We start from the raw sequence: 23,188 nt of genomic DNA on the forward strand, positions 1-23,188 counted from the left end.
GGCTTGACGGGCACCCCCTGGACTTCGACGCGGCGCGGACTGATCCTCGGGGCCGGCGCCCTCGCGGCGGTCCGGCCGGCCTTCGCGGCGGACGACGTGCGCCACGGCCTGTCCAGTTTCGGCGAGCTGAAATACGGCCCCGATTTCGAGCGGTTCGACTACGTGAACCCGATGGCGCCGCGCGGCGGGCGCTTCTCGGCGCAGCTCGCGGGGACGACCGGAAACCAGTCGCTCAACACCTTCAACACGCTCAACATCTACGTGCTGCGCGGCGACGGGGCCGCCGGCATGAACCTGACCTTCGACAGCCTGATGGTCCGCGCCCTCGACGAGCCGGACGCGCTCTACGGGCTGGTGGCGCGCTCCGTCACGGTGAGCGCGGACGGACTGACCTATGCGTTCGCCCTGCGCCCGCAGGCCCGGTTCCACGACGGCTCGCGGCTCACCGCACGGGACGCGGCCTTCAGTCTCAAGCTCCTGCGCGAGAAGGGTCACCCGGAGATCGCCGAAGTGATCCGCGACATGGCCGATGCCCAGGCGGAGGGCGACGAGCGGCTGGTTGTCACCTTCGCGCCGGGCCGCGCCCGGGATCTGCCGCTGTTCGTGGCGCAACTGCCGATCTTCTCGGCGGCCTATTACGGCGCCCGCGACTTCGAGGCCTCGACCCTGGAGACGCCCCTGGGTTCCGGCCCCTACCGGGTCGGCACGGTCGATCCCGGTCGCTCCATCGGTCTGGAGCGCGTCCCGGATTACTGGGCCGCCGAGCTGCCGGTGAATGTCGGCCAGAACAACTTCGACGCGATCCGCTACGAGTATTTCCGCGACCGCACCGTGGCCTTCGAGGCGTTCAAGAGCGGTGCCTTCACGTTCCGCGAGGAGTTCACCGCCCGGGTCTGGGCGACCGGATACGACTTCCCGGCGATGGCCGAGGGGCGCGTGGTCCGCGAGACGGTGCCGGATGCGCGGCCCAGCGGCACGCAGGGCTGGTGGATCAACACCCGCCGGGCGGCATTCCGGGACCCGCGGATCCGCGAGGCGATCGGCCTGTGCTTCGACTTCGAATGGTCGAACCGGAACCTGATGTACGGGGCCTACACGCGCACGGCCTCGTTCTTCGAGAATTCCGACCTCAAGGCCACCGGCAAGCCCTCGGCGGAAGAAATCGCCCTGCTGGAGCCCCTGGCCGACCTGCCGCCGGAGGTGTTCGGCGAGGCCTGGATGCCGCCGGTCTCGGACGGGTCCGGCCAGGACCGGGCCTTGCTGAAGCGGGCCGACGCCCTGCTGCGGGAGGCCGGCTGCACCCGCTCCGGCGGCAGCCTCATGCTGCCCGGCGGCCAGCCCCTGACCCTCGAATTCCTCGACGAGGATCCGGTCTTCCAGGCGGTCACCCAGCCGTTCATCCGCAACCTGGGGCTTCTCGGGATCAAGGCGAGCCTGCGCACGGTCGACCCGTCGCAGTACCAGGCCCGGCTCAAGGATTTCGACTTCGACGTCACGCCGCGTCGCTACAGCAGCGGCGTGACGCCCGGCGCGGAGCTGCGCGAGACCTACGGGTCCCGCTCGGCCGGCACCGCGGGGTCCAACAATCTCTCGGGGATCGCGAGCCCGGCAATCGATGCGCTGCTCACCGCCATCGCCGACGCCAAGTCCCGGGCGGAACTGACCACCGCCAGCCGCGCCCTCGACCGGGTGCTCCGAGCCGGGCGCTACTGGGTGCCGATGTGGTACGCCTCGACCCATCGCCTCGCCCTCTGGGACGTGTACGGCCGCCCGGCCAGCCCGCCGAAATACGACCTCGGCGCGCCGGCCACGTGGTGGTTCGAGGCCGACAAGGCCAAGCGGATCGGGCGGGACTGAGACCATGCTCGCCTACATCCTGCGCCGCCTCGGCCTGATGATCCCGACCCTGTTCGGGATCATGCTGATCACCTTCACCATCGTGCAGTTCGCCCCCGGCGGTCCGGTCGAGCGGGTGCTGTCGCAGTTGCAGGGCCAGCGCGACGGGGCGATGTCCCGCGTGACCGGCGGCTCCGGAGACCTGGGGGGCGCCAGTCGGCCGTCCGCCGGGGGCGGTGGCGAGGCCAGTTCGCGCTACCGCGGGGCACAGGGATTGAGCCCGGAATTCATCGCCAAGCTGGAGAAGCAGTTCGGCTTCGACAGGCCGGCGCCCGAGCGCTTCGCCAAGATGCTCTGGGACTACGTCCGCTTCGATTTCGGGCGCAGTTATTTTCGCGACGTCACCGTCATCCAGCTGATCAAGGAGCGCCTTCCGGTCTCGATCTCGCTCGGCCTGTGGATGACGCTCCTGTCCTACGCGATCTCGATCCCGCTGGGCATCCGCAAGGCCGTAACGGACGGTGAGCGGTTCGACCGCGCCACCTCCTTCGTGGTGATCATCGGCTACGCGATCCCGGGCTTCATGTTCGGGCTGATGCTGATCATCCTGTTCGCCGGCGGCTCGTTCTACCAGTGGTTTCCGCTCCGCGGCCTGACCAGCGAGGGCTGGGACGGGTTCTCGACCTGGCACAAGGTCACCGACTACGCGTGGCACATGGTGCTGCCGCTGACCGCCCTGGTGATCGGCGCCTTCGCGACCTCGACCCTGCTCACCAAGAACTCCTTCCTCGACGAGATCCGCAAGCAATACGTGCTGACCGCGCGGATGAAGGGCCTGTCCGAGCGGCGTGTCCTCTACGGGCACGTCTTCCGCAACGCCATGCTGATCGTGATCGCGGGCTTCCCGGGCGCCTTCATCTCGGCCTTCTTCACCGGCTCGCTCCTGATCGAGACGATCTTCTCGCTGGACGGTCTGGGCGAGTTGTCGTTCCGGGCGATCGTCGGGCGCGACTATCCGGTGGTGTTCGCCACGCTCTACATCTTCTCGCTGCTCGGGCTCGCGGTGAACCTGCTCTCGGACCTGATCTACGTGTGGATCGACCCGCGCATCGATTTCTCGGCGCGGGCGACCTGATACCAGCCGACGATGAGCCGGACTTATCGTCGGCTGCCCGCGCGACGGCGCGGCGGCGGGCGTCCGCCGGACGCGCTGAGCCCGACCATGGGTTGGGATCAGCGCACCTAGGTATGATACGACCGCTTGCGGTCGTCAGCCGTCCGAAAGGCTCTCCGCAGCGGCCCCCGTCGGCGGCTCGCCGCGCGTCGGACCGGTCAAGCCCAGGAGCGCTGCGATCGCATCCCCGTCCGGCGAGCCGAGGAGATCCGCCAGGGTGTAGCGATCGAGGACGGCGAGGAAGGCCGCCAGGGCCTCCCCCAGCACGCGCCGGAGCCGGCACGGCGCCGTGATGGCGCAGGCCCCGCCGCCGAAGCACTCGACCAGCGCCAGATCATCCTCGGTCTGACGCACGACCGCCCCGACGACGATCTCCCCCGGCGGCTTTGCCAGCCGGAGACCGCCCCCACGACCGCGGATCGTCCGGATCAGGCCTAGCCGTCCCAGTTGATGAACCACCTTGTTGAGGTGGTTCTCCGAGATGCCGTAGGCACGCGCGATCGCCGCGATCGAACTCTGCTCGGGCTCATGAAGGCCGACGTAGATCAAAGTCCGCAGGGCGTAGTCCGTGTAGCGGGTCAGCCGCATCTCAACTCCAGAAGACGATCCGCGCCGCCGGGCGTCGCGGCGTGAGGCGCCGGTCGGGTGCGTATGCCGCGCGGCAGCCGGGCTCCACCTCTCGGGCGGCGAAAAATATTCGTCCTATAAGGTATATTCTGTTTGCGCCTTTTCGAGGGGCGCGCTAAAAGGAATATGTTGAATATATCTTTAGGGCCGGACCATGCCTGCTCCCCTCTCCCCCGCCACCATCGCCCTCATAAAGGCCACCGTGCCGGCCCTGGAGGCCCACGGCCTCACGATCACGAAGCGCATGTACGAGCGCCTCTTCGCGGATGCGGAGATGCGCGACCTCTTCAACCAGTCCCATCATGGTGACAGCGGCGCGCAGCCGAAGGCCCTGGCGCAGGCTGTGCTCGCCTACGCCCGCAACATCGACAATCTCGGTGTCCTGGCGGGGGCGGTGGAGCGCATCGCGCAGAAGCACGTCGCCCTGAACATCCTGCCGGAGCACTATCCCCACGTGGCCGATGCCCTGCTGGGCGCGATCGGGGATGTCCTGGGTGAGGCCGCCACGCCCGAGATCGCCACGGCCTGGGGCGAGGCCTACTGGTTCCTGGCGGAATTGCTGATCGGCCGGGAGGCCGCGATCTATCGCGACCACGCCGGCAAGCCGGGCGGCTGGAACGGGTGGCGCGACTTCGTCGTCGAGAGCGTGACGCAGGAGAGCAAGACGATCCGCTCCTTCGTGCTGGTCCCCGCCGACGGCGGTCCGGTGCTGCGGCATCAGGCGGGCCAATATCTCGGTTTCCTCCTGGACCTGCCGGGGCGCGGCGTTCTGAAGCGGAACTATTCGGTGTCCTGCGCGCCGAACGACCGGGCCTATCGCATCACCGTCAAGCGGGAGGCCGCGGCGGGTCGGCCGGCCGGCATCGCCTCGAACTGGCTGCACGACCACGTCCGGACCGGCGCCGTGCTGAAGGTCGCCGCGCCCGCGGGTGACTTCGCCCTTGATGTCCAGACCGACGAACCCGTGGTGCTGGTCAGCGGGGGCGTCGGGCTGACGCCGATGATGAGCATGCTGGAGACCATCGCGGCGGAGAGCCCTGACCGACCGACCTGGTACATCCACGCTGCCCTGTATGGCCGCGTCCACGCCCTACGCGACCATGCCCGAGGCTTGGCGACCCGCGCGCGGAACACGCAGGTCGCGACCTTCTATGCCGAGCCCGAGGCCGGGGACCGGCAGGGCGAAGACTACGATGTCCAGGGCCTGATCACGGCGGATTGGCTCGTGCAGCACACCCCGCACGCCCGCGCGACCTACTACCTCTGTGGTCCCAAGCCGTTTCTGCGGGATCTGGTCACCGGGCTGATGCGCCACGGCGTCCCGGCCGAACGGGTGAAGTTCGAGTTCTTCGGGCCTGCCGACGAGCTGTTCGAGGAACCCCGGCAGGCCGCCTAGTGCTCAGACGCCGTCACTTCGTTCCCGCGCATGAGCCCTAGGCTTTGTTGGTGCATCAATTTCTCCAAACTTCTCTGACGCGTTCGTTTGGATCGATGCACTAGACGGCGATCAGTCGGCACCCTCGCCACGGAGTGGGCGCGCCGGACCGAGCACCCGCGCCATGGTCATCCGCAGGGCCTGCGCGCTCCGATAGCCCACGGCCGCCGCAACCGTCCGCGGCGGCCGTCCCTCGGCCGCAAGGGCCAGCGCCCGGATCACCCGAGCCCGAGCCCGCCAGTCGCCGAAGCTCAGACCCGTCTCGGTCCGGAACCCCCGCGTCAGCGTGCGCCGGCTGGCCCCAGCGCGGCCGGCCCAGGCGTCGAGGTCCTCGTCCGAAGCCGGATCATCGATCAGCCCGAGGCAGACCCGGCGCAGGCGCGGATCGCGCGGGAGCGGCAGAGCCAGCGGCGTCGCGGGGGCTCGGCCGATCTCGTCGAGCACCAGGGCGGCGAGGTGGCCGCCCCGGCCATCGACCGCGTAGAGGACGGGCTCCTCCGCCAGGGCCGTGAGCGCGGATGCGAGCAACGGGGACACCGCGATCACCCGGCAGCTCGCCGGGAAGGATCGGACGGCGGCCGGATCGAGATAGGCCGAGCACATCGAGACGGCGCCGTGGGTGGCGACCGCGTGCGGGAGGCGCGGCGGGATCCAGAGGGCGTGCCCCTCGGGCACGACCCAGGTGCCGTCGTCCGCGAAGGCCATCATCAGGCCGGCCGTGGCATAGAGCAGTTGCGCGCGGGGATGGAAGTGCCGGGCGAGATGCATGCCGGCCGCGTAGGTCTTGGGCATCACCGCCACCGGGCGGGGCACGTCCTGGTAATCGACCGCATCGGTCGACCGGCCCGCCGCGGCGCGCCCCGCCGTCAACAATGGCCCGTTCGCATACATATCCGACCCAACATCGCCATCGGGTCAGGCTATCAGGAGGCCGTCCCGGAGGATACGCCGCGATGGATTCGGATACGCTGTCCCGCCGCACCCTGCGCTTCGTGAACGTCGCGCACGCCCTCGATCATTTCGTCCTGCTGATCTACCCGACCGCGGTCATCGCCATCGCGGCCCAGACGGGGCTCGGCTACGGGGAGCTGATCGGGCTTGCCACCGGCGCCTTCGTGGCATTCGGCCTCTGCTCCCTGCCGATGGGTTCCCTCGCCGACCGGTTCGGGCGGCGCACCATGCTGGCGGTGTTCTTCTTCGGGTACGGCCTGTCCTGCCTCGGCGTGGCGAGCGCCTCCACCCCGCTCGGCTTCGCCCTTTGGCTGTGCGTGCTGGGGGTCGCCTCGGCGATCTACCATCCGGTCGGCTCGGCCATGCTGGTGACCCATGCCCGCCGGCTCGGGCGCGACCTCGGCATCAACGGCGTCTGGGGCAATTTCGGCGCGGCCTCGGCCTCCGGCCTCACGGCGCTGCTGGCCGCCGCCATCAGCTGGCGGGTGGCCTTCGTGGTGCCCGGCCTCGTCTGCCTCGCCTGCGGGATCGCCTTCCTGGCCCTCGTGCCGGGCGACGGCGAGACCGCCGGCCGGAAGACCGGGGGAGCCGCCGTGATCCCGGTGACGCGGCCCTGGGCGCTGATGGCCATGTTCGCCCTGTCGATCTTCGCGGGCGGACTGACCTTCAACCTCACGACGATCAGTCTGCCCAAGGTGATCGACGAGGGCATCGGGCAGAGCCTGCCGCTGGCGCTGACCGGATCGCTCGCCACCGGCGTGTTCCTGTTCGGAGCCCTGATGCAGCTGGCCATGGGCCGCCTCATCGACCGCTACAGCCTGCCGTCCCTCTTCGTGGCCCTGTCGGTGCTTCAGCCGCTGGGGCTCGGGATCGCCGCCCTCTCAACCGGCCTGCCGCTGCTCGCCGGGCTCGTCCTCGGCATGACCGCGATCTACGGGCAGGTGGTGATCAACGACGCGATGATCGCCCGCTACGTCCCGCCCGCCTACCGGGCTCGGGCATACAGCGTGCGCTACTTCGTGGGGTTCACGGCGAGCGGCTTCGTGGTACCGGCGATCGCCGTCCTGCACGACCGCGGCGGCTTCGCGCTGGTCCTCGGCGTCGCCTCGGCCTGCGGCGCGGTGATCTGGCTCTCGGCCCTCGGCTTCCTGAAGCTGACCCAGGGCGGCGGACGACCCGCGCTGGCAGCCGCCGAGTAGCCGGCGGTTTGCGGGTCGCGCCCGACGCTGCTACGCGGCGGCCGTCCGACCCGCGAGCATGCCGTGACCGACCTGTCCCTCGTCATCCGGCCGGAACGGCCGGAGGATGCCCCCGCTATCGAGCGCCTCCACGCCAGAGCCTTCGGCCCCGGTCGCTACGCCCGCACGGCCTACCGTCTCCGCGAAGGTGCGGCCGAGCGCATCGATCTCGGCGTCACCGCCTCGGTGGGCAGCTTCCTCGTCGGCTCGGTGCGCATGGGTCCGGTGCGAACCGGGACGATGCCCTTCGTGATGCTGGGTCCGCTGGCGGTGGATCCGAGTTTCGAGGGCCGCGGCATCGGTGCGGCCCTGACCCGCGCGGCGATCGAAGCGGCGCGGGCGGCGGGGGAAGGCTTGGTGATCCTGGTGGGCGACGCGCCCTACTACAGCCGGTTCGGCTTCACCCCCGTGCCGCCGGGGCGGCTCACCCTGCCGGGACCGGTCGATCCCGCGCGCCTGCTGTGGCTGGACCTCGTCTCCGGGTTTCACGAAGGCATCGCCGGCCCGGTGGAGACGGTGCGCGCGTAGCGACCGGTCTCCGGATCAGGCCCGCCGGAGCGCGAAGGCCGCGATCAGCCCGGCCGAGAGGAGCGCCAGCGCGACGGGCGTCGCCGAGGTCGCGGGCCAGGCCGAGGCGGCGACCGTGAACAGCGCCCCGAAGGTCATCTGAGTGAAGCCGTAAAGGCTGGAGGCTGTGCCGGCCGCGTGCGGATCGACGTTCATCAGCCCAGCCACCGCGTTGGGGCTGAGCAGACCGACGCCCACCGCGTAGGCGAAGAGCGGCACGATCAGGCTGACGACGCCGAGCATCCCGGTACGGTCCACGATCAGCAGTGTGAGCGCCGCCGCGATGCAGAGGAGGTTGCCGCTCCGTGCGGCCTTGCGGATCGGGACCCGGGCCGCGAGGCGGCTCGCCAGCACCGCGCCCCCGACCATGCCGAACACCACGATCAGGCAGTCGAACCCGACCTCCTGCGACGAGCGCCCGAGCCGGTCCACGAGCAGGAACGGCGCCACCGCCAGGAAGGCGTAGAGGCTCGTCCCGCCGCAGGCCCCCGCCACCAGGTAGGCGCGGAACACCGGGATCCGCACCAGCCGGAGGTAGCCCGCGAGCACGGCGACGAAACCCGGCAGCGCCACCTTGTGGCGGTTGGTCTCGGGCAGCGTGAACACCACCAAGGTCCCCAGCACGGCGACGAGTCCGGCCAGCACCACGAACACCGCGCGCCAGCCGAAGGCCTCGCTCACCACGCCGCCGACCGCCGGAGCCAGCGCCGGCGTCAGCGTCATCGCGGTGGTAAGGATCGCGAGCTTCCGGGCGGCGTCCTCCCGGGTCGAGACGTCGCGAACCATCGCCCGGCCGATCACCAGCGAGCCGCAGGCACCGAGCGACTGCAGGATGCGCGCGACGATCAGGACTCCGATATTCGGCGCCGGGATCGCGAGGAGCAGCCCGGCGAGATAGAGCCCGAGGCCACCGATCAGGATCGGGCGCCGGCCGTACCGGTCCGAGAGCGGGCCGTAGAGCAGCTGACCGCCCGCGAGCCCGATCAGGTAGACGGTGATCGTCAGCTGCGCGCCGGCGGCGTTGGTGCCGAGGTCCATGGCCGCCGCCGCCAGGGCCGGCACGAAGATGTGCAGCGCCACCGTTCCGGTCATGGTCACGGCGACGAGCAGCGGCAGGGGCGCCCGCCGCTCCACCACATCGGGACTTCGGTCAGCCAAGGAATCCTACGCGGTTCTCAATCCGGCAGGATGCCGGGATGCGGCCGCCATAGAGCAAGGGCCGCACCCGGAGCCATGCCGGCGCAACGCGCCTGACACGCGGGGGGCGGGACCGTCCTCAGCCCCCGCACCCGGCCGTGCCGCTTACTCCTTCGGCAGCGGCTGCGGGGTCGGCAGCGGCGCGTTCAGATCCTTGGTCGGGCTACCGACCTCCAGATCCTTCGCCCGATCGACCGCCTCGGGATTGGCCTGTGCCGGGGGTTCCTTGGCAGCCGGAGCGCTGGGCGCGGTCGGCTCGGCGGGAATCAGGCTCGACGGCGCACCCTTCTGGTCGCTGTCGTGGGCATTGGCGGGCGGCGCCGGCGCATTGCGGTCGCTCGATTCGCCGGTCGCCCGCGGGCTGCCGGGGGATTTCTCCTCGGCCGGCTTGGCGGTGCCGGTATCGGCGGGCTTCGCCGGGCTGGCCTTACCCTCGGACGCCGTGTTGGCGGCCGGCTTGTCGGCGGAAGGCTTCTCCGGTGCGGGCGCGGCCGCCGGCTTGTCTTCCGGCTTGGCCGCCGCAGGCGCGGCCGCCGGGGCGTCACCCTTCTCGACGGCCGGCAGCGGCTTGGGCGTCTCGGCGAGCGTGCGCAGGTAGCCGATGACGTTGGCCCGCTCCTGGGGCGAAGCGATGCCGGCGAAGGACATCTTGGTGCCCTTCACGTAGCCCTTCGGGTTTGTGAGGAACTCGTCGAGGTCGGCATACGTCCAGGCGCCGCCCTTCTCCTTCATGGCGGCCGAATACTCGAAACCCGGATGCGAACCCTTCGGCCGCTCCACGACCCCGTACAGATCGGGGCCGACCTTGTTCGGGCCGCCCTTCTCGAAGTTGTGGCAGGCATGGCAGGCCTTGGTGCCGGCCTCGCCCTTCTCGACATTGGCGCTGGCCAGCCGGACCGCGATCGGCTCGACCTTGGCCTCGGGGGCCGCGGCGGCGGCCACCGGCTCCGGCTCGGGAAGGTCGTAGCCGGCTTTGCCCGCCGGCTTCGGATGGTAGATCAATTCGGCGACGAAACCCGATCCGGCCGCGAACAGCAGGGCGCCAAGGACGGCGCCCAGGACTTTGTTCACCTCGAACGAGTTCATGCGCTTCTCGCAACTCGGCCGTGCCGAACGCGCGCCTGACACGGGCGAGCGGGCTCGGACACCGGACATTGGAAGATTTCGAGGTTGCCTTAGCGGTTCCGGGCCGCTCCTGACAATGCCGCCGGCGCGATCCGCGTCGCTCCGGCGCAGGATTGTTCCACCGAATGGCCCAGCTTGTCACCGGCTGGCAGCGTTTCTCCACCGCGGTCCCGCCTGTCCCGGGGGACGACAACCGGGAGCGGGCCTGTTAAGCAGCCGCCCGCCTCCTGCCGCGGCCGTCCGATCCGCGCATCCGGATCCGAATCTCGATGTCTGATCCCCTGGTCCTGATCCCGGCCCGCCTCGCCGCGACCCGCCTGCCGAACAAACCGCTGGCCGACATCGCCGGCGAGGCGATGATCGTCCATGTCTGGCGCCGGGCCGTGGAGGCCGGGATCGGCCCCGTGGTGGTGGCCACCGATACCGCCGAGATCGCCCGGACGGTCGAGGCCGCGGGCGGCCTGGCGGTGATGACCCGCGCCGATCACCCGTCGGGCTCCGACCGCCTCGCTGAGGCGCTCGACATCGTCGATCCGGAGGGGCGCCACGACGTGGTCGTCAACGTCCAGGGCGACCTGCCGACCATCGACCCGGCGATCATCGGCGCCTCCGTCCTGCCGCTCGCCGACCGCACCGTCGACATCGTCACTCTCTGCGCGCCGATCACCGACCCGCACGAGGCCGACAACCCCAACGTGGTCAAGCTCGTCGGCCACAGGGTCGGCCCCGGGCGTCTGCGCGCCCTGTATTTCACCCGCGCCCGCGCCCCCTGGGGCGAGGGACCGCTCTGGCACCATATCGGCCTCTACGCCTACCGGCGCACGGCCCTCAGCCGGTTCGTGGCCCTGCCGCCCGGCGAGCTGGAGGTGCGCGAGAAGCTCGAGCAGCTGCGGGCGCTCGAGGCCGGCATGCGCATCGACGCCGCCATCGTCGACGACCTACCGCTGGGCGTCGACACCCCCGCCGACCTGGAGCGCGCCCGCGCGCTGCTCCAGAGCCGGCGCCTCAACTGACACGACGAACGAATCCTGACCGCCATGACCGACCGCACCATCGCCTATCAGGGGGAGCCCGGGGCCAACTCGCACATCATCTGCGCGGAGGCGTATCCGGACTGGACGCCGCTGCCCTGCCCGACCTTCGAGGACGCCTTCGCGGCCGTCACAGAGGGCCGGGCGCAGCGGGCGATGATCCCGATCGAGAACTCGATCGCGGGCCGGGTCGCCGACATCCACCACCTGATCCCGATCTCGCCGCTGCACATCGTGGCCGAGCACTTCCTGCCGATCCACTTCCAGCTGATGGTCCTGCCGGGCACGGGCATCGAGGCGCTGAAGAGCGTCCACAGCCACGTCCACGCCCTCGGCCAGTGCCGCCGGATCATCCGCCGGCTGGGCCTGAAGGCGGTGGTCGCCGGCGACACCGCCGGGGCCGCCCGCGAGATCGCGGAGATCGGCGACCCGAGCCGCGCGGCGCTGGCGCCGGCGCTCGCCGCCGGGGTCTACGGCCTCGACATCCTGGAGCGCGATGTCGAGGACGAGGCGCACAACACCACGCGCTTCGTGGTGTTCTCCCCCGAGCCCGATCCGGTCGCCGCCGGGACGGGGCCGTGCGTCACGAGCTTCGTGTTCCGCGTGCGCAACATCCCCGCCGCCCTCTACAAGGCGCTCGGCGGCTTCGCGACCAACGGCGTCAACATGTCCAAGCTCGAGAGCTACATGGTCGACGGCGAATTCACCGCCACGCAGTTCTACGCCGAGGTCGACGGCCATCCGGACGATCCGGGCCTCAGCCGGGCGCTGGACGAACTCGGCTACTTCTCGCGCGAATTGCGGGTGATCGGCACCTACCCGGCCCATCCCTTCCGCGAGGTGGCGCGCCCGGCGGCCGAGTAGGCCATCACTCCCGCCGCAGCACCCGGTCCACCGCCAGGTCCGACCAGAAGCCCGGTCGGAAGTCGCGCTTGAGCGCCTCGGGATCGTAGACGGTCTCGACCCAGGTCAGGAAGTCGAGGCCCTTCGCCTCGCCCTCGACGCGGTATCGGGCGAAGAACGCGTCGAGGATCCCGGTCTTGGCGAAGCGGAGATGGCCGTAGCGGGCCGAGAGCTGACGGGCCGCCTCGGCCACCGGGCGCCCCTCATGCAGGATCAGGTAGAGGGCCGAGGCGAGGCCGGCCCGGTCGGCGCCCGACTTGCAGTGCATCACCGCCGGGTACTCGATCCCGGCGAAGAACGCCTTCGCACCGAGGATGGTGGCCCGGTCCGGCGCCTCCCGGGAGCGGAGCACGAACTCCACGAGCGTGAGTCCGTGACGCTCGCAGGCCTCGCGCTGCAGTGGCCACGACCCGTGCTCCCGCCCGCCGCGCAGCGAGATGACGGTGCGGACGCCCTCGGCGCGGAAGCGAGCGAGCTGGTGCGGGCCGGGCTGCGCCGAGCGCCAGAGCCCGCCCGAGCCGACGCGGTGCCGGTTGAGATAGGCGAGGCGGAAGACGCCGTGGTCGATCAGCAGCATGTTGGCCCAGGCCCTCAGCCGATCGCCGGGACCGGAGATCGGCCGCTCGAAGCGGGCGATGCGGGCCATGCGCCGCGCGTAGCGCGTCTCGGGCTTGAGGAAGCGGTTGAACAAAGCCGTACTGCCGAGGGAACGAGCCCGGGCTCTATCAGCCGCCCGACAGGCCGGCAATTCGCGGGCCGGCGGCGGCTGCGCGCGGGCGGCGCCGTTCTTGCCTTCACTCTGCCTGGATCGGCATCGAACCTGGGCGAACCGCGCGGGTTATCCGCCGGTCGGACGACGGGAGGCCCGAAGCCCATGAGCACGCGCACCACGAGCATCCGTCGAGCCCGCGAGGCCGATCTCGGCGGCTTGTCCAAGGTGTTCGATGCGTCGTGGCGCGAGGCCTATCGCGGGATCATCCCGGGCGTCGCCCTGGAGCGGCTGATCGCCACCCGCGACCGGGCCTGGTGGCAGGGCGCCCTGCGTCGCGGCCGGCCGATCGCCGTGGTCGAGACCGGCGACCTCGTGGTCGGATACGCCGCCTACGGTCGGACGCGCAGCCGGGCGCTCGGCACCGAGGCCGAGATCGACGAACTCTATCTGCAGCCGGAGTACCAGGGCGTCGGCCTTGGTCGGCGCCTGTTCCGGGCGGTGCGCAACGATCTCGCGGATCACGGCCTCGCCCGGCTCGGCGTCTGGACCCTGGAGGACAACGACCGGGCCGGCGCCTTCTACGCAGGGCTGGGCGGGCTGGCCGGACCACGGGCGCTGGACCGCGCGGCCGGGGTGCCGCTGCCCAAGGTCGGCTACCTGTTCGGCTGACGTTTTTCGGCACTCGTTGCCAGGCCGCAACGTCGCCCGATTTGCTTTGCGTAGCCGCGCCTCTAAGAGATCCGGGAAGCGGACGAGACCGCATTCCGGAAGCGATACGCCATGAAGATCGACGCCATCCCGCTCGGCAAGAAGCCGCCGCACGACGTCAACGTGATCGTCGAGGTGCCGCTCGGCGGCGAGCCGATCAAGTACGAGATGGACAAGGAATCCGGCGCCCTCGTCGTCGACCGGTTCCTCTACACGCCGATGTTCTACCCCGGCAATTACGGCTTCATTCCCCATACCCTGTCGGGCGACGGTGATCCCTGCGACGTGCTGGTGGCCAACACCCGCGCCGTTCTGCCGGGGGCGATCATCAGTGCGCGTCCCGTCGGCGTGATGGTGATGCAGGACGAGGGCGGCGAGGACGAGAAGATCATCGCGGTTCCCTCCCGCCACCTGACCAAGCGCTACGACCGGGTCGAGAACTACACTGACCTGCCCGATATCACGATCCAGCAGATCCAGCACTTCTTCGAGCACTACAAGGACTTGGAGCCCGGCAAGTGGGTCAAGTTCGTCCGCTGGGGCGACAAGGAAGAGGCCCACCGGCTGATCGAAGAGGCGATCGAGCGCGGCAAGGCCAAGAAGTAAGCGGCCCGGCCGCCCCCGCCGGGGCGCGGCCGATCGCGCTCAGCCGTCGATGCGGCGTAGCCCGGCCCTGTAGCGCCGGGCATTCTCCACGTAGCGCAGGGCCGCCTGCCGCAGCCCCTCCACCGCGGCCTCGTCGAGGGTGCGCACGGCCTTGGCCGGCGCCCCGACGATCAGGCTGTGATCCGGAAATTCCTTGCCCTCGGTGACCAGCGCGTTAGCGCCGATGAGGCAGCCGCGGCCGATCCGGGCTCCGTTCAGGACCGTCGCCCCCATGCCGACGAGGCTGCCTTCGCCGATGGTGCAGCCATGCACGATCGCGCCGTGGCCGATCGTGACATCGCTCCCGATCGTGAGGGGAAAGCCGGGATCGACGTGCATGATCACGCCCTCCTGGACATTGGTGCGGTCGCCGATGCGGATCGGCTCGTTGTCGCCGCGCAGGGCCGCGCCGAACCAGATCCCGACATCGAGGCCGAGATGCACGCGGCCGACCACCTGCGCGTCGGGCGCGATCCAGACCCGGTCGGGGTCGGCGAGATCGGGGACGTGATCGTTGAGGGCGTAGAGTGGCATGCTGGCCTTTCACGAGGGATCGGGGGCGGGCTTCACGGCCGCGCGTTCCGGCCGGGATCACAACAGACGACGACCATCGCCTGTCGCGGGAATGGTACGGCGCATCCAGGCTGCCAATGCTAGGCAGTCTCCGCAAGCGGCGAAGGCCGGGATTGGAAACAGCGATGGCGCGGCTCCCGGCCCTGATCGGTCTGACGGTCCTCCTGCTCACGCACGCTGCCGGGGCGGCAGATCTGCGGGCGGTTGCGCCGCGCGGCGCATTTCGTGCCACCTGCGAGGATCTCGGGACCTTCTGCTTCGCCGATGCCTGTGGCGGCGACCAGATCGCGGCGGCCCAGGGCTGCCGGGCGCAATGTCCCAGCGCGGCGATCCTCAGCGTCGTCCCGGCCGCCTGCCGGTTGCCCGAGGCCCGAACCGTCACGGTTCTCCGGCGGCGCGGCTAGGCTTCCCTCCGGACACGGTCGCGGTCGCGACGGAGCCCGGGATAAAATTCCGGCCTCTGCGGCAACGAAACGCGGCGCGCGGCATTGACCGTTCTCGAACAGTTGAACGACCAGGACGCGGACAGATGCTCGCAGATGCGCGCGATGCCCGCCGGCGCAGCCGGCTGACAAGCGATCTTCGTCCGCCCGAGGCGGGTCTGAATGCCGACCCCGTCCTGTATGGCGTGGCTGCAGGCCTGGCGGCCCTGTTTCCGCCGGTGGCGTCGCGGGCGCCGGCTGCCGCGGACCCGCGCGATCCCGAAGAGGCTGGCCGGTCTCGAGACAGGGGCGGCATCCGGTAATCCGCAGCGCCGACGCCCGCCTAGGATGCCAGCCGCGCGAGAAGGAGAAGCGTCGCCAGAGCCGGCGCTGCGGTGGCAAGCCACAGGGCGCCGGGATGGAAGCCCGCGGGTCCCGAGAAGCGCCCGATCCTCGCCGTTGCACGACGCGGAGGATCCCCGCGTCCGATACCGATCCCGACTGGCATCCGTGGCCTCCCCGACACACGAGGAGTGAGCCCCGACGGCCGTCAAAGGCTCCTGAATCGGCGTCCGGCTTCGTGCGGCGTGGTGAACCGGTCCTTAAAGGGCGCGGTCGAACTTCAGCTCGCCGTTCGGGCTCTTGAGCACGAGCTGCGAGCCGACGAGATCCCACACCGCCGCGGTGCGCAGGGCGACGAAGAAGGCCTGTTCGGCCGCGGCCAGCCCCTTGTCGCAGCTCTTCTTGGTCAGCGCGAGCGGACCCACGGCGATGTGCTGCTCCTTGAGCGGGAACGCGGTGGCCGCGAAGGTGTTGCAGCCGCCGTAGCCGCGGGCGCGGTACTGCTTGTCGATGATGAAGCTCGGCCGGTCGCCGCCGGCGAACGGCTTGCCGTTGATGCTCACGGCCGTCCAGGTCGAGTCGAGCGGGAAGATCTTCTCGCTGGCCTTGTTCCCCGGCACGTATTGCGGCTTCTTTTCCTCTTCACCTCCGGGGCGGCGGTTCCCCCGCCCGAAGCCCGTGGGCGAGCCGCCCATCTGGGCCTGCGCCTGCGTCGCTGCGGACAGGTCCATGGCCAGCACGGCACACGCCAAGCTCGCGATCAGCAGCCCTCTCATCGTCCAGTCCCCATTTCGCGCGCACCGCGCGCACAGGCCATCCCGGTTCGGAAGCGCCGCGCAGGCCGCGCAGATCGGCCCCACGCGAGACCGTTCCGAATCTTTGCTCCTGTCGGATGCGACAGGATTTCAGCACAATTATGGTCGCACGCTCCCGAGACCGACCGGAAACGATCGGCCAGCGTGATCGTTGTTGATGATCGCGGAGCGGGAGAGCGGACTTGGCAGGATCGGACGAGGGCGGCCAGAGCGGAACCCAGGCCCCCGCCATGAGCCCGGCTCAGTCGCGGGCGGCCCGGGGGCTGCTCGGCTGGTCGGAGGCCGACCTCGCGGCCAGGGTCGGCCTAGACACGCAGTTCGTGCGCGACTTCGAGGGTGGCTACGGCGATCCGCCGAACGGACAGATCGAGGCCCTGCGGAGCGCCCTCTGCGCGGCCGGAGCGGTCTTCTCGGAGGCGCCGACGCTCGGCGTCCACCTCGCGGCCCGGCCGGGCGTCGACGAGGGCACCCGCGCCGACGACCTCACCACCGAGAACGACCGCTAGCGTCGGCCGGGACTGTCCGAACGCGCCGCTCATGGCGCGTTCAGCCATCCGAGACGATAGCTAGGGGGTCCGAACCCACGCATCGCTCTGGAGCGTACCGTGACCGATCCCGTCAGCGGCCCCGCGCGGCACCACCCGCCTTCCGTCGCCACACCGAGCGGGACGGAGGCCCGCTGATGCGCGCCGATGCCTTCCTGGCGGCCGCCGAGGCGTTGCCTCTGGCGACCCTCGACACCCTCGTGGGAAGCGGGGGGCTCGTCGTCGTCGCCCCCCATCCCGACGACGAGAGCCTCGGCTGCGGCGGCCTGATCGCGGCCGCGCGGGCCGCCGGCCGGCCCGTGCACCTCGTCGTGATCAGCGACGGCTGCGGCTCGCACACCCATTCCCGCCTCTACCGGGCGGAGACGCTGCGCGCCCTGCGCGAGGCCGAGACGCTTCGGGCCGTGGCGGTCCTGGGTCTCGCGGCCGAGGCGGTCACGTTCCTGCGCCTGCCCGACGCCCATGTGCCGAGCGAAGGCCCGGCGGCCGAGGCGGCCGCCGAAACGGTCGCCCGGGCAGCCGCCGCCTGCGGCGCCGGCGCGGTGTTCGTGACGTGGCGGCACGACCCCCATTGCGACCACAAGGCTGCGGCGCTCATCGTCGCGCTGGCCCGGCCGCGGATGCCGGGGGTGCGGATCTACGAATATCCGGTCTGGGGTTGGACCTTGCCGCCCGAGACCGAGGTCGGCCCGGCGCCCTCAGGCCTGCGCCTGGACGTCTCCGCGCACCGCCAGACCAAGGCCCTGGCGGTGGCGGCGCACGAATCGCAGACCACCGACCTCATCGCGGACGATCCGCAGGGGTTCCGGCTGGAACCCGCGATGATCGACCGGCTCTGCGGCCCCTACGAGCGCTTCGTGGCGGTGCCGGCATGACCCGGCGCAAGCAGACCCTGCCGGACGATTATTTCGCCGGCATCTATGCCAGCGATTCCGATCCCTGGCGCTTCGCGACCTCGCCCTATGAGCGCGACAAGTACGCGGCGACGCTCGCGGCCCTGCCGCGGCCGCGCTACCGGAGCGCCTTCGAACCAGCCTGCTCGATCGGCGTCTTCACCCGCGCCCTGTCCGAGCGCTGCGACCGCCTGCTCGCCGCGGACCTGGTCGCGGCGGCCGTGCAGGCCGCCCGGTCCCGGTGTGCCGACCGTCCCAACGTCGAGATCCGCCAGGGCGCCGTGCCGGCCGACTGGCCAGAGGGTCGATTCGATCTGATCGTGCTGTCGGAATTCCTGTATTTCCTGGCGCCGGCGGATCTCGCCGAGTTGGTGCGCCGGGCCGGGCAGGCGATCGAACCGGGCGGCGACATCGTGCTGGTCCATTGGCTCGGGGAGACCGATTATCCCCATTCGGGGGACGAGGCCGCGGACGGCTTCATCGGGCTGGCCGCGCCCTTCGCCGGGCTCCTCGCTCAGCTCCGGACGGCCGATTACCGCATCGACGTCCTGCAAGCGGGCAGCGTGGCGGGATGAGCACCGCGGTCATCACCCTCAACAAGGGCCGGCGCACCCATCTCGTGCGCCTCCTCGAAGGTCTCGGCCGCGGCACGCCCCCGGATGCGTGCATCGTGGTGGAGATCGACGGCGACGACGCCGCATTCCCGCCTCTGCCCTTCCCGGTCGAGCGGGTGCCGTTCCCGCATGCGGGCCTGCCGCTGGCGGCGGCGCGCAATGCCGGCCGCCGGGCCGCCCGGGCCGATACGCTGATCTTCCTCGACGTGGATTGCATCCCCTCGGCGGATCTCGTGGCCGGCCTGTCGCGGGCGGTGGACGAGCAGGACGGGTTGGTCTGCTGCGAGATCGGCTACCTGCCGGCCGGCGCGGTGGTGGACGGCTGGCGCGAGGCCGACCTGGCGCGCCTCGGGCATCCGCACCCGGTGCGGGCCTTCCCGCCGCCCGGCACGGTGGCGCCCGCCCCGCAGCCTGGCCTGTTCTGGTCGCTCGCCTTCGCGGTGCGCGCCGCGACCTACGACCGGCTCGGCGGGTTCGACGAGGCGTTTTCCGGTTACGGCGCGGAGGACACCGATCTGGCGTTCCGGGCCGACAAAGCCGGCGTGCCGATCCTGTTCCTGGGCGGCCCGCGGGCCTACCACCAGCATCATCCGGGCTACGATCCGCCGCTCCAGCACTTCCGCGACATCGTGGCCAACGCCGACCGCTTCCACGTCCGTCACGGCTTCTGGCCGATGGACGGCTGGCTCGACGGGTTCGCCCGCCTCGGGCTGATCGCGGCGGACCGGTCGAACGGGATCGTCGTGCGCCGCGATCCGACGCGGGAGGAGATGGCGGCCGCGCGTCTGCCGGACGAGCGGCCGTTCTGAGACCGTCCCGACCGTCGGAGGCAGGCCCGCTTCGATCGCCTGCGAGTCGGAATGCGTCGCGCCCGGCCGGGCGCGACGCATCACAGGGCTGAGGCCGTCAGGCCAGGCTCATCACGCCTTCATGGCATCGGCCTTCTCGATCAGCGCCTCGGCCATGCGGATCGAGGCGATGTCGATGAGGCGGCCGTCCAGCGAGACGGCACCGCGTCCGGCCTTGGCGGCCTCTTCCATGGCCTCCAGGATGCGGCGGGCCTTGGTGACCTCGGCCTCGGACGGCGTGAAGACCTGGTTGGCGAGGTCGATCTGGCTCGGGTGGATCGCCCACTTGCCCTCGAAGCCGAGCGCCGCGCAGCGACGGGCCGCCGAGGTGTAGCCGTCCGGATCCGAGAAGTCGCCGAACGGACCGTCGATCGGACGCAGGCCGTAGGCCCGGCAGGCGATCAGCATCCGGTTCTGGGCGAAGAGCCACGGGTCCTGCCAATGGGTCTGGCGGTTGCCGCTTTCGTCCTTGTCGGTGAGCACCGAGAAGTCCGGGTTGACGCCGCCGATCACCGTGGAACGGGCGCGGGTCGAGGCGGCGTAATCCGCCACGCCGAACGACATCGCCTCCAGGCGCTTCGAGGACTGGGCGATCGCCTCGACATTGGCCATGCCGAGCGCGGTCTCGATCAGCACCTCGAAGCCGATCTGCTTCTCGCGCTTCTTGGCCTGCTCGATCTGGGTGACCAGCACGTCGATGGCGTAGACGTCCGCCGGAACGCCGACCTTGGGGATCAGCACCATGTCGAGGCGCGGACAGGCTTCGACGATGTCGACCACGTCGCGGTACATGTAGTGGGTGTCGAGACCGTTGATGCGGATCATCATGGTCTTGGTGCCCCAATCCAGGTCGTTGAGCGCCTGGATGATGTTGGTGCGGGCCTTCTCCTTGTCGTCGGGGGCGACCGCGTCTTCCAGGTCGAGGAAGATCACGTCGGCGGACGAGGAGGCCGACTTCTCCATGAAGGTCGGGTTCGAGCCCGGCACGGCCAGCTCGGACCGGTGCAGGCGGGCCTTGGCCTGCGGGATCAGGGTGAAGCTCATGGGTGTTCCTCTCTCTTGGTGACGGTTCTGATGCCGTTGCGGGATGTGGTCCCGGTCATCGGCGGCAAATGGCGCGCGCAGTGGTCGCTGACAGGGCGCGGCTGCACGAATGGACCGGTTTCCCGGTATGGGATCGAAGCCCGGGTTCCCTCTCCCGTGCGGGAGAGGGAGCAGGTTGGACCCTGCCCTATCCGGTCGCCCCGAAGCCGACTGCGATGCAGTTGATCGAGAGCAGCAGGGCCGATTTCACCGCCTCGCGACGGTCCTCATCGGTCTCGGCGCGATAGCGGGCGAGGAGTTCCACCTGCTCCCGGCCGACCTGGTTGATGGTGGGCAGCCGGCCCTTCAACCGGTCGCGGAACAGCGGGAAGCGCTCGGCCAGCTCCGTGCCGCCGCTCACCCGCAGGACCATATCTCGGGTCAGGGCGTATTCGGCCTCGATCATGGAGAAGATCCGGTCGCGGACGCCCGCATCCGGGACGAGCCCCGCATAGGCCCGGGCGATGTCGAGATCGACCATCATCAGCGTCTTCTCGACCTCGTCCAGGACAAGGCGCAGCACGCGGGATTCCTGGAACAGGCGCTTCAGCGCCGCCTCGCCCTCGCGGCCGCGCACGTCGATGAAGCTCGCGAGCCCCGAGCCGACGCCGTACCAGCCGGTGATGACGTGCCGGTTCTGGGACCACGCGAACACCCAGGGGATCGCCCGCAGGTCCGAGAGCGAGCGGGCGCCGAACCGGCGCGCCGGGCGGGAGCCGATATTGAGCAACGCGATCTCGTCCAAGGGGCTCGCGGCCTGGAAATAGTCGACGAGGCCGTCGGTCTGAAGGAGCTGGACATAGGCCGCCCGGGACGCGCCGGCCAAAGCCTCCAGGGCGTCGTCATGGCCGGGACCCGACCGCTCGCCGTCGCCGGCCAGAGCGTGCTCGAAGACCGAGGCCGCCAGCAACTCCATCTGGTAGGCGGCGGTGCCGCGGTTGGCATACTTGAACGAGACGACCTCGCCCTGCTCGGTGGTGCGGAACCGGCCGCGGATCGAGCCCGGCGGCTGGGCCATGATGCCCCGGTGGGTCGGCACGCCGCCGCGGCTCACCGAGCCGCCGCGGCCGTGGAAGAAGGCGATGCCCACGCCGAGTTCCTGACCGAGCCGGGTCAGCTTGCTCTGCGCCTTGTACAACTCCCAGTTGGCGGCGATGAAGCCGCCGTCCTTGTTGGAGTCTGAGTAGCCGATCATCACCTCCTGCACCCCGCCCTGCCACCGGGTCGAGCGGCGCACCACGGGCGTGCCGAGGAGCGCCCGCATGATCGCCGGGGCGGCACGCAGGTCGTCGATGGTCTCGAACAGGGGCACGATCGGCAGCGGGCAGATCTCGGTGCCGGCCGCGTCGAGGAACACCCCCGCCTCCTTGGCGAGCAGGTAGGCGCCGAGCACGTCCTCCACCGAGCGGGTCATCGACAGCACGAAGGCGCCGAAGGCCTCACGGTCCAGGGCCTCGCGCATCTCGGCGACGAGGGCGAAGGTGGCGAGCGTCTCCCGGGCGGCATCCGGCAGATCCTCGAAGGAGCGCTCGGGATCGCGCGGCCGGGCGAGTTCGGTGTCGAGCCATTGCCGCCACGCGGAGGAGCCGAGGGCTGGCGGCTCGGCGTCGCCGTTGCGCTGGCGCCAGAGGGCGTGGAGCGTGTCGGTGGTCCGGGTGGTGTTCTCGCGCAGGTCGAGCCGGACGGTCGAGAAGCGGAAGATCTCCACCATCCGCCGCACCGGGCGGACGAGGTCGCGGGCCAGCGCCCCGCACTTGGCGTCATCGAGGCCGCGCTCCAGCACGCGCAGGTCCTCGATCAACCCGTCCGCGCTGGCATAGTCGGGACCGGACGGGTGCTCGCCTTCGTTGCGGGCGATCGTCGCCTCGACCTTGCGCAGGACGCAGGACAGATACTGGCGATAGGGCTCGCCCGGGTTGCGCCGCGTGATCGCCCGGGCTTGGCCGCTCTCGGCGAGCTGCCGGTCGAGTTCCGCGCGGAAGCTCTCAGGCAGGGGCAGCGAGCGTTCGGTGAGCGACAGGGTGCGCCCCAGCTCGCGCACGCCGTCACGGTAGCGGGTGAGCGAGGCCAGCGCGTTGCGGTGCAGGGTCTGCCGGGTGACCGCCGCCGTGACGTAGGGGTTGCCGTCTCGGTCGCCGCCGATCCACGAGCCGAACTGGAAGAAAGGCGGCACCTTGAAGGTCGTGCCGGGATAGGTCTCGGCGAGGGTTTCCTCCAGGGTCTCCAGGGTCTCGGGCAACATCTCGAACAGGGTCTCGTCGAAGAAGTGCAGCCCCCAGGCCACCTCCCGCTCGACCGTGGCCTTCTCCAGGTGCAGCTCGCCGGTCATCCACACCAGCTCGATCTGGTCGCGCAGCTCGTTCATGAGCCCATTGCGCTCGCGATCGGTCCAGCGCGGCATCTCCAGTTCGCGCAGCACGAGGTAGATCCGCCGGAATTTTTCGAGGACCGTGACCCGCTTGCCCTCGGTCGGATGGGCGGTGAGCGTCGGCCGGATGCGCAGGTCGCTGAGCAGCGCCTGGATCTTCTCCGGGGGAACACCTTGGGCGCGCGCATCGGCGAACACCTTGGCGAAGGAGCCGCCCAGCGCGGCCCGCCCCTCGGTCCGTTCGACGTGGCGGCGGCGGCGCATCGCGGCATTCTGCTCGGCGATGGAGATCAGCTGGAACCAGATGCCCTGCACCTGGAGCGCGCGCGCCAGCATCTGCGGCGAGAAGCGCGAGATGTCGGCCGTCCCGTGCAGCACCGCCTCCAGGTCGGGGTCGTGCCGCCGGGCGACGTCGAGGAGCGCCTGGAACAGGATGTCGAGGGCCTGCTCCGACGACGTGCCGACGATCACCGGCGGCGCGAAGGCGGTCGCATCGGCGAGGCCGGGTGTTGCGTGAAGGGTGCGGGTCATGGGGC

The 23,188-nt window shown here is 70.6% G+C and carries 23 protein-coding genes; 14 read left to right on the top strand and 9 right to left on the bottom strand.

Features of this window, described 5'->3' with window-relative positions:
- Nucleotides 1-3: 3 nt before the first annotated feature.
- Together AC1DXK_RS02860 and AC1DXK_RS02865 are read left to right on the top strand one after the other, a co-directional pair.
- Nucleotides 4-1,857 (top strand): extracellular solute-binding protein, encoded by a 1,854-nt coding sequence (locus tag AC1DXK_RS02860; protein WP_457104149.1) that lies wholly within the window; start codon nucleotides 4-6, stop codon nucleotides 1,855-1,857.
- A 4-nt stretch (nucleotides 1,858-1,861) separates the two neighbouring features.
- Entirely contained in the window at nucleotides 1,862-2,971 is a 1,110-nt protein-coding gene (locus AC1DXK_RS02865; protein WP_457104150.1) for a microcin C ABC transporter permease YejB, read from the top strand.
- Nucleotides 2,972-3,106: 135 nt separating this feature from the next.
- On the opposite strand, the gene AC1DXK_RS02870 is transcribed toward AC1DXK_RS02865, so the two are convergent.
- Nucleotides 3,107-3,598, bottom strand: a complete 492-nt coding sequence (locus AC1DXK_RS02870; protein WP_457104151.1) for an Rrf2 family transcriptional regulator — start codon at nucleotides 3,596-3,598, stop codon at nucleotides 3,107-3,109.
- A 193-nt stretch (nucleotides 3,599-3,791) separates the two neighbouring features.
- On the opposite strand from AC1DXK_RS02870, the gene hmpA reads away from it, so the two are divergent.
- On the top strand, nucleotides 3,792-5,033 hold the full coding sequence (gene hmpA, locus AC1DXK_RS02875) for an NO-inducible flavohemoprotein (protein ID WP_457104152.1): 1,242 nt from the start codon (nucleotides 3,792-3,794) through the stop codon (nucleotides 5,031-5,033).
- 111 nt (nucleotides 5,034-5,144) lie between these two features.
- On the opposite strand, the gene AC1DXK_RS02880 is transcribed toward hmpA, so the two are convergent.
- Nucleotides 5,145-5,963: an AraC family transcriptional regulator gene (locus AC1DXK_RS02880; protein ID WP_457104153.1), complete on the bottom strand. Its 819-nt coding sequence runs from the start codon at nucleotides 5,961-5,963 to the stop codon at nucleotides 5,145-5,147.
- A gap of 62 nt (nucleotides 5,964-6,025) precedes the next feature.
- On the opposite strand from AC1DXK_RS02880, the gene AC1DXK_RS02885 reads away from it, so the two are divergent.
- Nucleotides 6,026-7,222 carry an MFS transporter gene (locus AC1DXK_RS02885; protein ID WP_457104154.1) on the top strand — a complete coding sequence of 399 codons (1,197 nt, stop codon included), beginning with the start codon at nucleotides 6,026-6,028 and terminating at the stop codon, nucleotides 7,220-7,222.
- A gap of 63 nt (nucleotides 7,223-7,285) precedes the next feature.
- Nucleotides 7,286-7,789 (top strand): GNAT family N-acetyltransferase, encoded by a 504-nt coding sequence (locus tag AC1DXK_RS02890; protein WP_457104155.1) that lies wholly within the window; start codon nucleotides 7,286-7,288, stop codon nucleotides 7,787-7,789.
- A 15-nt stretch (nucleotides 7,790-7,804) separates the two neighbouring features.
- Here the strand turns inward: AC1DXK_RS02890 and AC1DXK_RS02895 are convergent, their stop codons facing one another.
- A complete protein-coding gene (locus AC1DXK_RS02895; protein ID WP_457104240.1) occupies nucleotides 7,805-8,920 on the bottom strand; it encodes a multidrug effflux MFS transporter in 1,116 nt (371 codons plus the stop codon).
- A gap of 210 nt (nucleotides 8,921-9,130) precedes the next feature.
- A complete protein-coding gene (locus AC1DXK_RS02900) occupies nucleotides 9,131-10,111 on the bottom strand; it encodes a c-type cytochrome (protein WP_457104156.1) in 981 nt (326 codons plus the stop codon).
- A gap of 308 nt (nucleotides 10,112-10,419) precedes the next feature.
- On the opposite strand from AC1DXK_RS02900, the gene AC1DXK_RS02905 reads away from it, so the two are divergent.
- Together AC1DXK_RS02905 and AC1DXK_RS02910 are read left to right on the top strand one after the other, a co-directional pair.
- Complete coding sequence (locus tag AC1DXK_RS02905; protein WP_457104157.1) at nucleotides 10,420-11,163, top strand: 3-deoxy-manno-octulosonate cytidylyltransferase; 744 nt, start codon at nucleotides 10,420-10,422, stop codon at nucleotides 11,161-11,163.
- 24 nt (nucleotides 11,164-11,187) lie between these two features.
- Nucleotides 11,188-12,045, top strand: coding sequence for a prephenate dehydratase (locus AC1DXK_RS02910; protein WP_457104158.1), 858 nt, complete (start codon nucleotides 11,188-11,190; stop codon nucleotides 12,043-12,045).
- A 4-nt stretch (nucleotides 12,046-12,049) separates the two neighbouring features.
- Here the strand turns inward: AC1DXK_RS02910 and AC1DXK_RS02915 are convergent, their stop codons facing one another.
- The gene (locus tag AC1DXK_RS02915) at nucleotides 12,050-12,775 is read right to left on the bottom strand and encodes a tyrosine-protein phosphatase (protein ID WP_457104159.1); all 726 of its coding nucleotides are present in this window, start codon (nucleotides 12,773-12,775) and stop codon (nucleotides 12,050-12,052) included.
- Nucleotides 12,776-12,958: 183 nt separating this feature from the next.
- Between AC1DXK_RS02915 and AC1DXK_RS02920 the strand changes: the two genes are divergently transcribed.
- Together AC1DXK_RS02920 and ppa are read left to right on the top strand one after the other, a co-directional pair.
- The gene (locus AC1DXK_RS02920) at nucleotides 12,959-13,465 is read left to right on the top strand and encodes a GNAT family N-acetyltransferase (RefSeq protein WP_457104160.1); all 507 of its coding nucleotides are present in this window, start codon (nucleotides 12,959-12,961) and stop codon (nucleotides 13,463-13,465) included.
- Nucleotides 13,466-13,576: 111 nt separating this feature from the next.
- Nucleotides 13,577-14,110 (top strand): inorganic diphosphatase, encoded by a 534-nt coding sequence (gene ppa / locus AC1DXK_RS02925; RefSeq protein ID WP_020092642.1) that lies wholly within the window; start codon nucleotides 13,577-13,579, stop codon nucleotides 14,108-14,110.
- 39 nt (nucleotides 14,111-14,149) lie between these two features.
- Here the strand turns inward: ppa and AC1DXK_RS02930 are convergent, their stop codons facing one another.
- Nucleotides 14,150-14,683 carry a gamma carbonic anhydrase family protein gene (locus AC1DXK_RS02930; RefSeq protein WP_457104161.1) on the bottom strand — a complete coding sequence of 178 codons (534 nt, stop codon included), beginning with the start codon at nucleotides 14,681-14,683 and terminating at the stop codon, nucleotides 14,150-14,152.
- A 164-nt stretch (nucleotides 14,684-14,847) separates the two neighbouring features.
- On the opposite strand from AC1DXK_RS02930, the gene AC1DXK_RS02935 reads away from it, so the two are divergent.
- Nucleotides 14,848-15,126 carry a hypothetical protein gene (locus AC1DXK_RS02935; protein WP_457104162.1) on the top strand — a complete coding sequence of 93 codons (279 nt, stop codon included), beginning with the start codon at nucleotides 14,848-14,850 and terminating at the stop codon, nucleotides 15,124-15,126.
- A 620-nt stretch (nucleotides 15,127-15,746) separates the two neighbouring features.
- Here the strand turns inward: AC1DXK_RS02935 and AC1DXK_RS02940 are convergent.
- On the bottom strand, nucleotides 15,747-16,262 hold the full coding sequence (locus tag AC1DXK_RS02940) for an META domain-containing protein (protein ID WP_457104163.1): 516 nt from the start codon (nucleotides 16,260-16,262) through the stop codon (nucleotides 15,747-15,749).
- 221 nt (nucleotides 16,263-16,483) lie between these two features.
- Between AC1DXK_RS02940 and AC1DXK_RS02945 the strand changes: the two genes are divergently transcribed.
- The 4 genes from AC1DXK_RS02945 to AC1DXK_RS02960 all read left to right on the top strand — a co-directional run bounded on the left by AC1DXK_RS02945 (nucleotide 16,484) and on the right by AC1DXK_RS02960 (nucleotide 19,162).
- Nucleotides 16,484-16,807: a helix-turn-helix domain-containing protein gene (locus AC1DXK_RS02945; RefSeq protein WP_457104164.1), complete on the top strand. Its 324-nt coding sequence runs from the start codon at nucleotides 16,484-16,486 to the stop codon at nucleotides 16,805-16,807.
- A 176-nt stretch (nucleotides 16,808-16,983) separates the two neighbouring features.
- Nucleotides 16,984-17,721, top strand: a complete 738-nt coding sequence (locus tag AC1DXK_RS02950) for a PIG-L deacetylase family protein (protein ID WP_457104165.1) — start codon at nucleotides 16,984-16,986, stop codon at nucleotides 17,719-17,721.
- Complete coding sequence (locus AC1DXK_RS02955; RefSeq protein WP_457104166.1) at nucleotides 17,718-18,314, top strand: SAM-dependent methyltransferase; 597 nt, start codon at nucleotides 17,718-17,720, stop codon at nucleotides 18,312-18,314. The genes AC1DXK_RS02950 and AC1DXK_RS02955 overlap by 4 nt, the downstream gene beginning before the upstream one ends.
- Nucleotides 18,311-19,162 (top strand): glycosyltransferase family 2 protein, encoded by an 852-nt coding sequence (locus tag AC1DXK_RS02960; protein ID WP_457104167.1) that lies wholly within the window; start codon nucleotides 18,311-18,313, stop codon nucleotides 19,160-19,162. Before AC1DXK_RS02955 ends, AC1DXK_RS02960 begins: the two co-directional genes overlap by 4 nt.
- A gap of 111 nt (nucleotides 19,163-19,273) precedes the next feature.
- Here AC1DXK_RS02960 and AC1DXK_RS02965 read toward each other — a convergent pair whose 3' ends face one another.
- Both AC1DXK_RS02965 and AC1DXK_RS02970 read right to left on the bottom strand, forming a co-directional pair.
- Entirely contained in the window at nucleotides 19,274-20,245 is a 972-nt protein-coding gene (locus tag AC1DXK_RS02965; RefSeq protein ID WP_457104168.1) for an HpcH/HpaI aldolase/citrate lyase family protein, read from the bottom strand.
- A gap of 187 nt (nucleotides 20,246-20,432) precedes the next feature.
- A complete protein-coding gene (locus AC1DXK_RS02970) occupies nucleotides 20,433-23,183 on the bottom strand; it encodes a phosphoenolpyruvate carboxylase (RefSeq protein ID WP_457104169.1) in 2,751 nt (916 codons plus the stop codon).
- Nucleotides 23,184-23,188: the final 5 nt, after the last annotated feature.

The organism is Methylobacterium sp. P3_A11, from assembly GCF_056403155.1.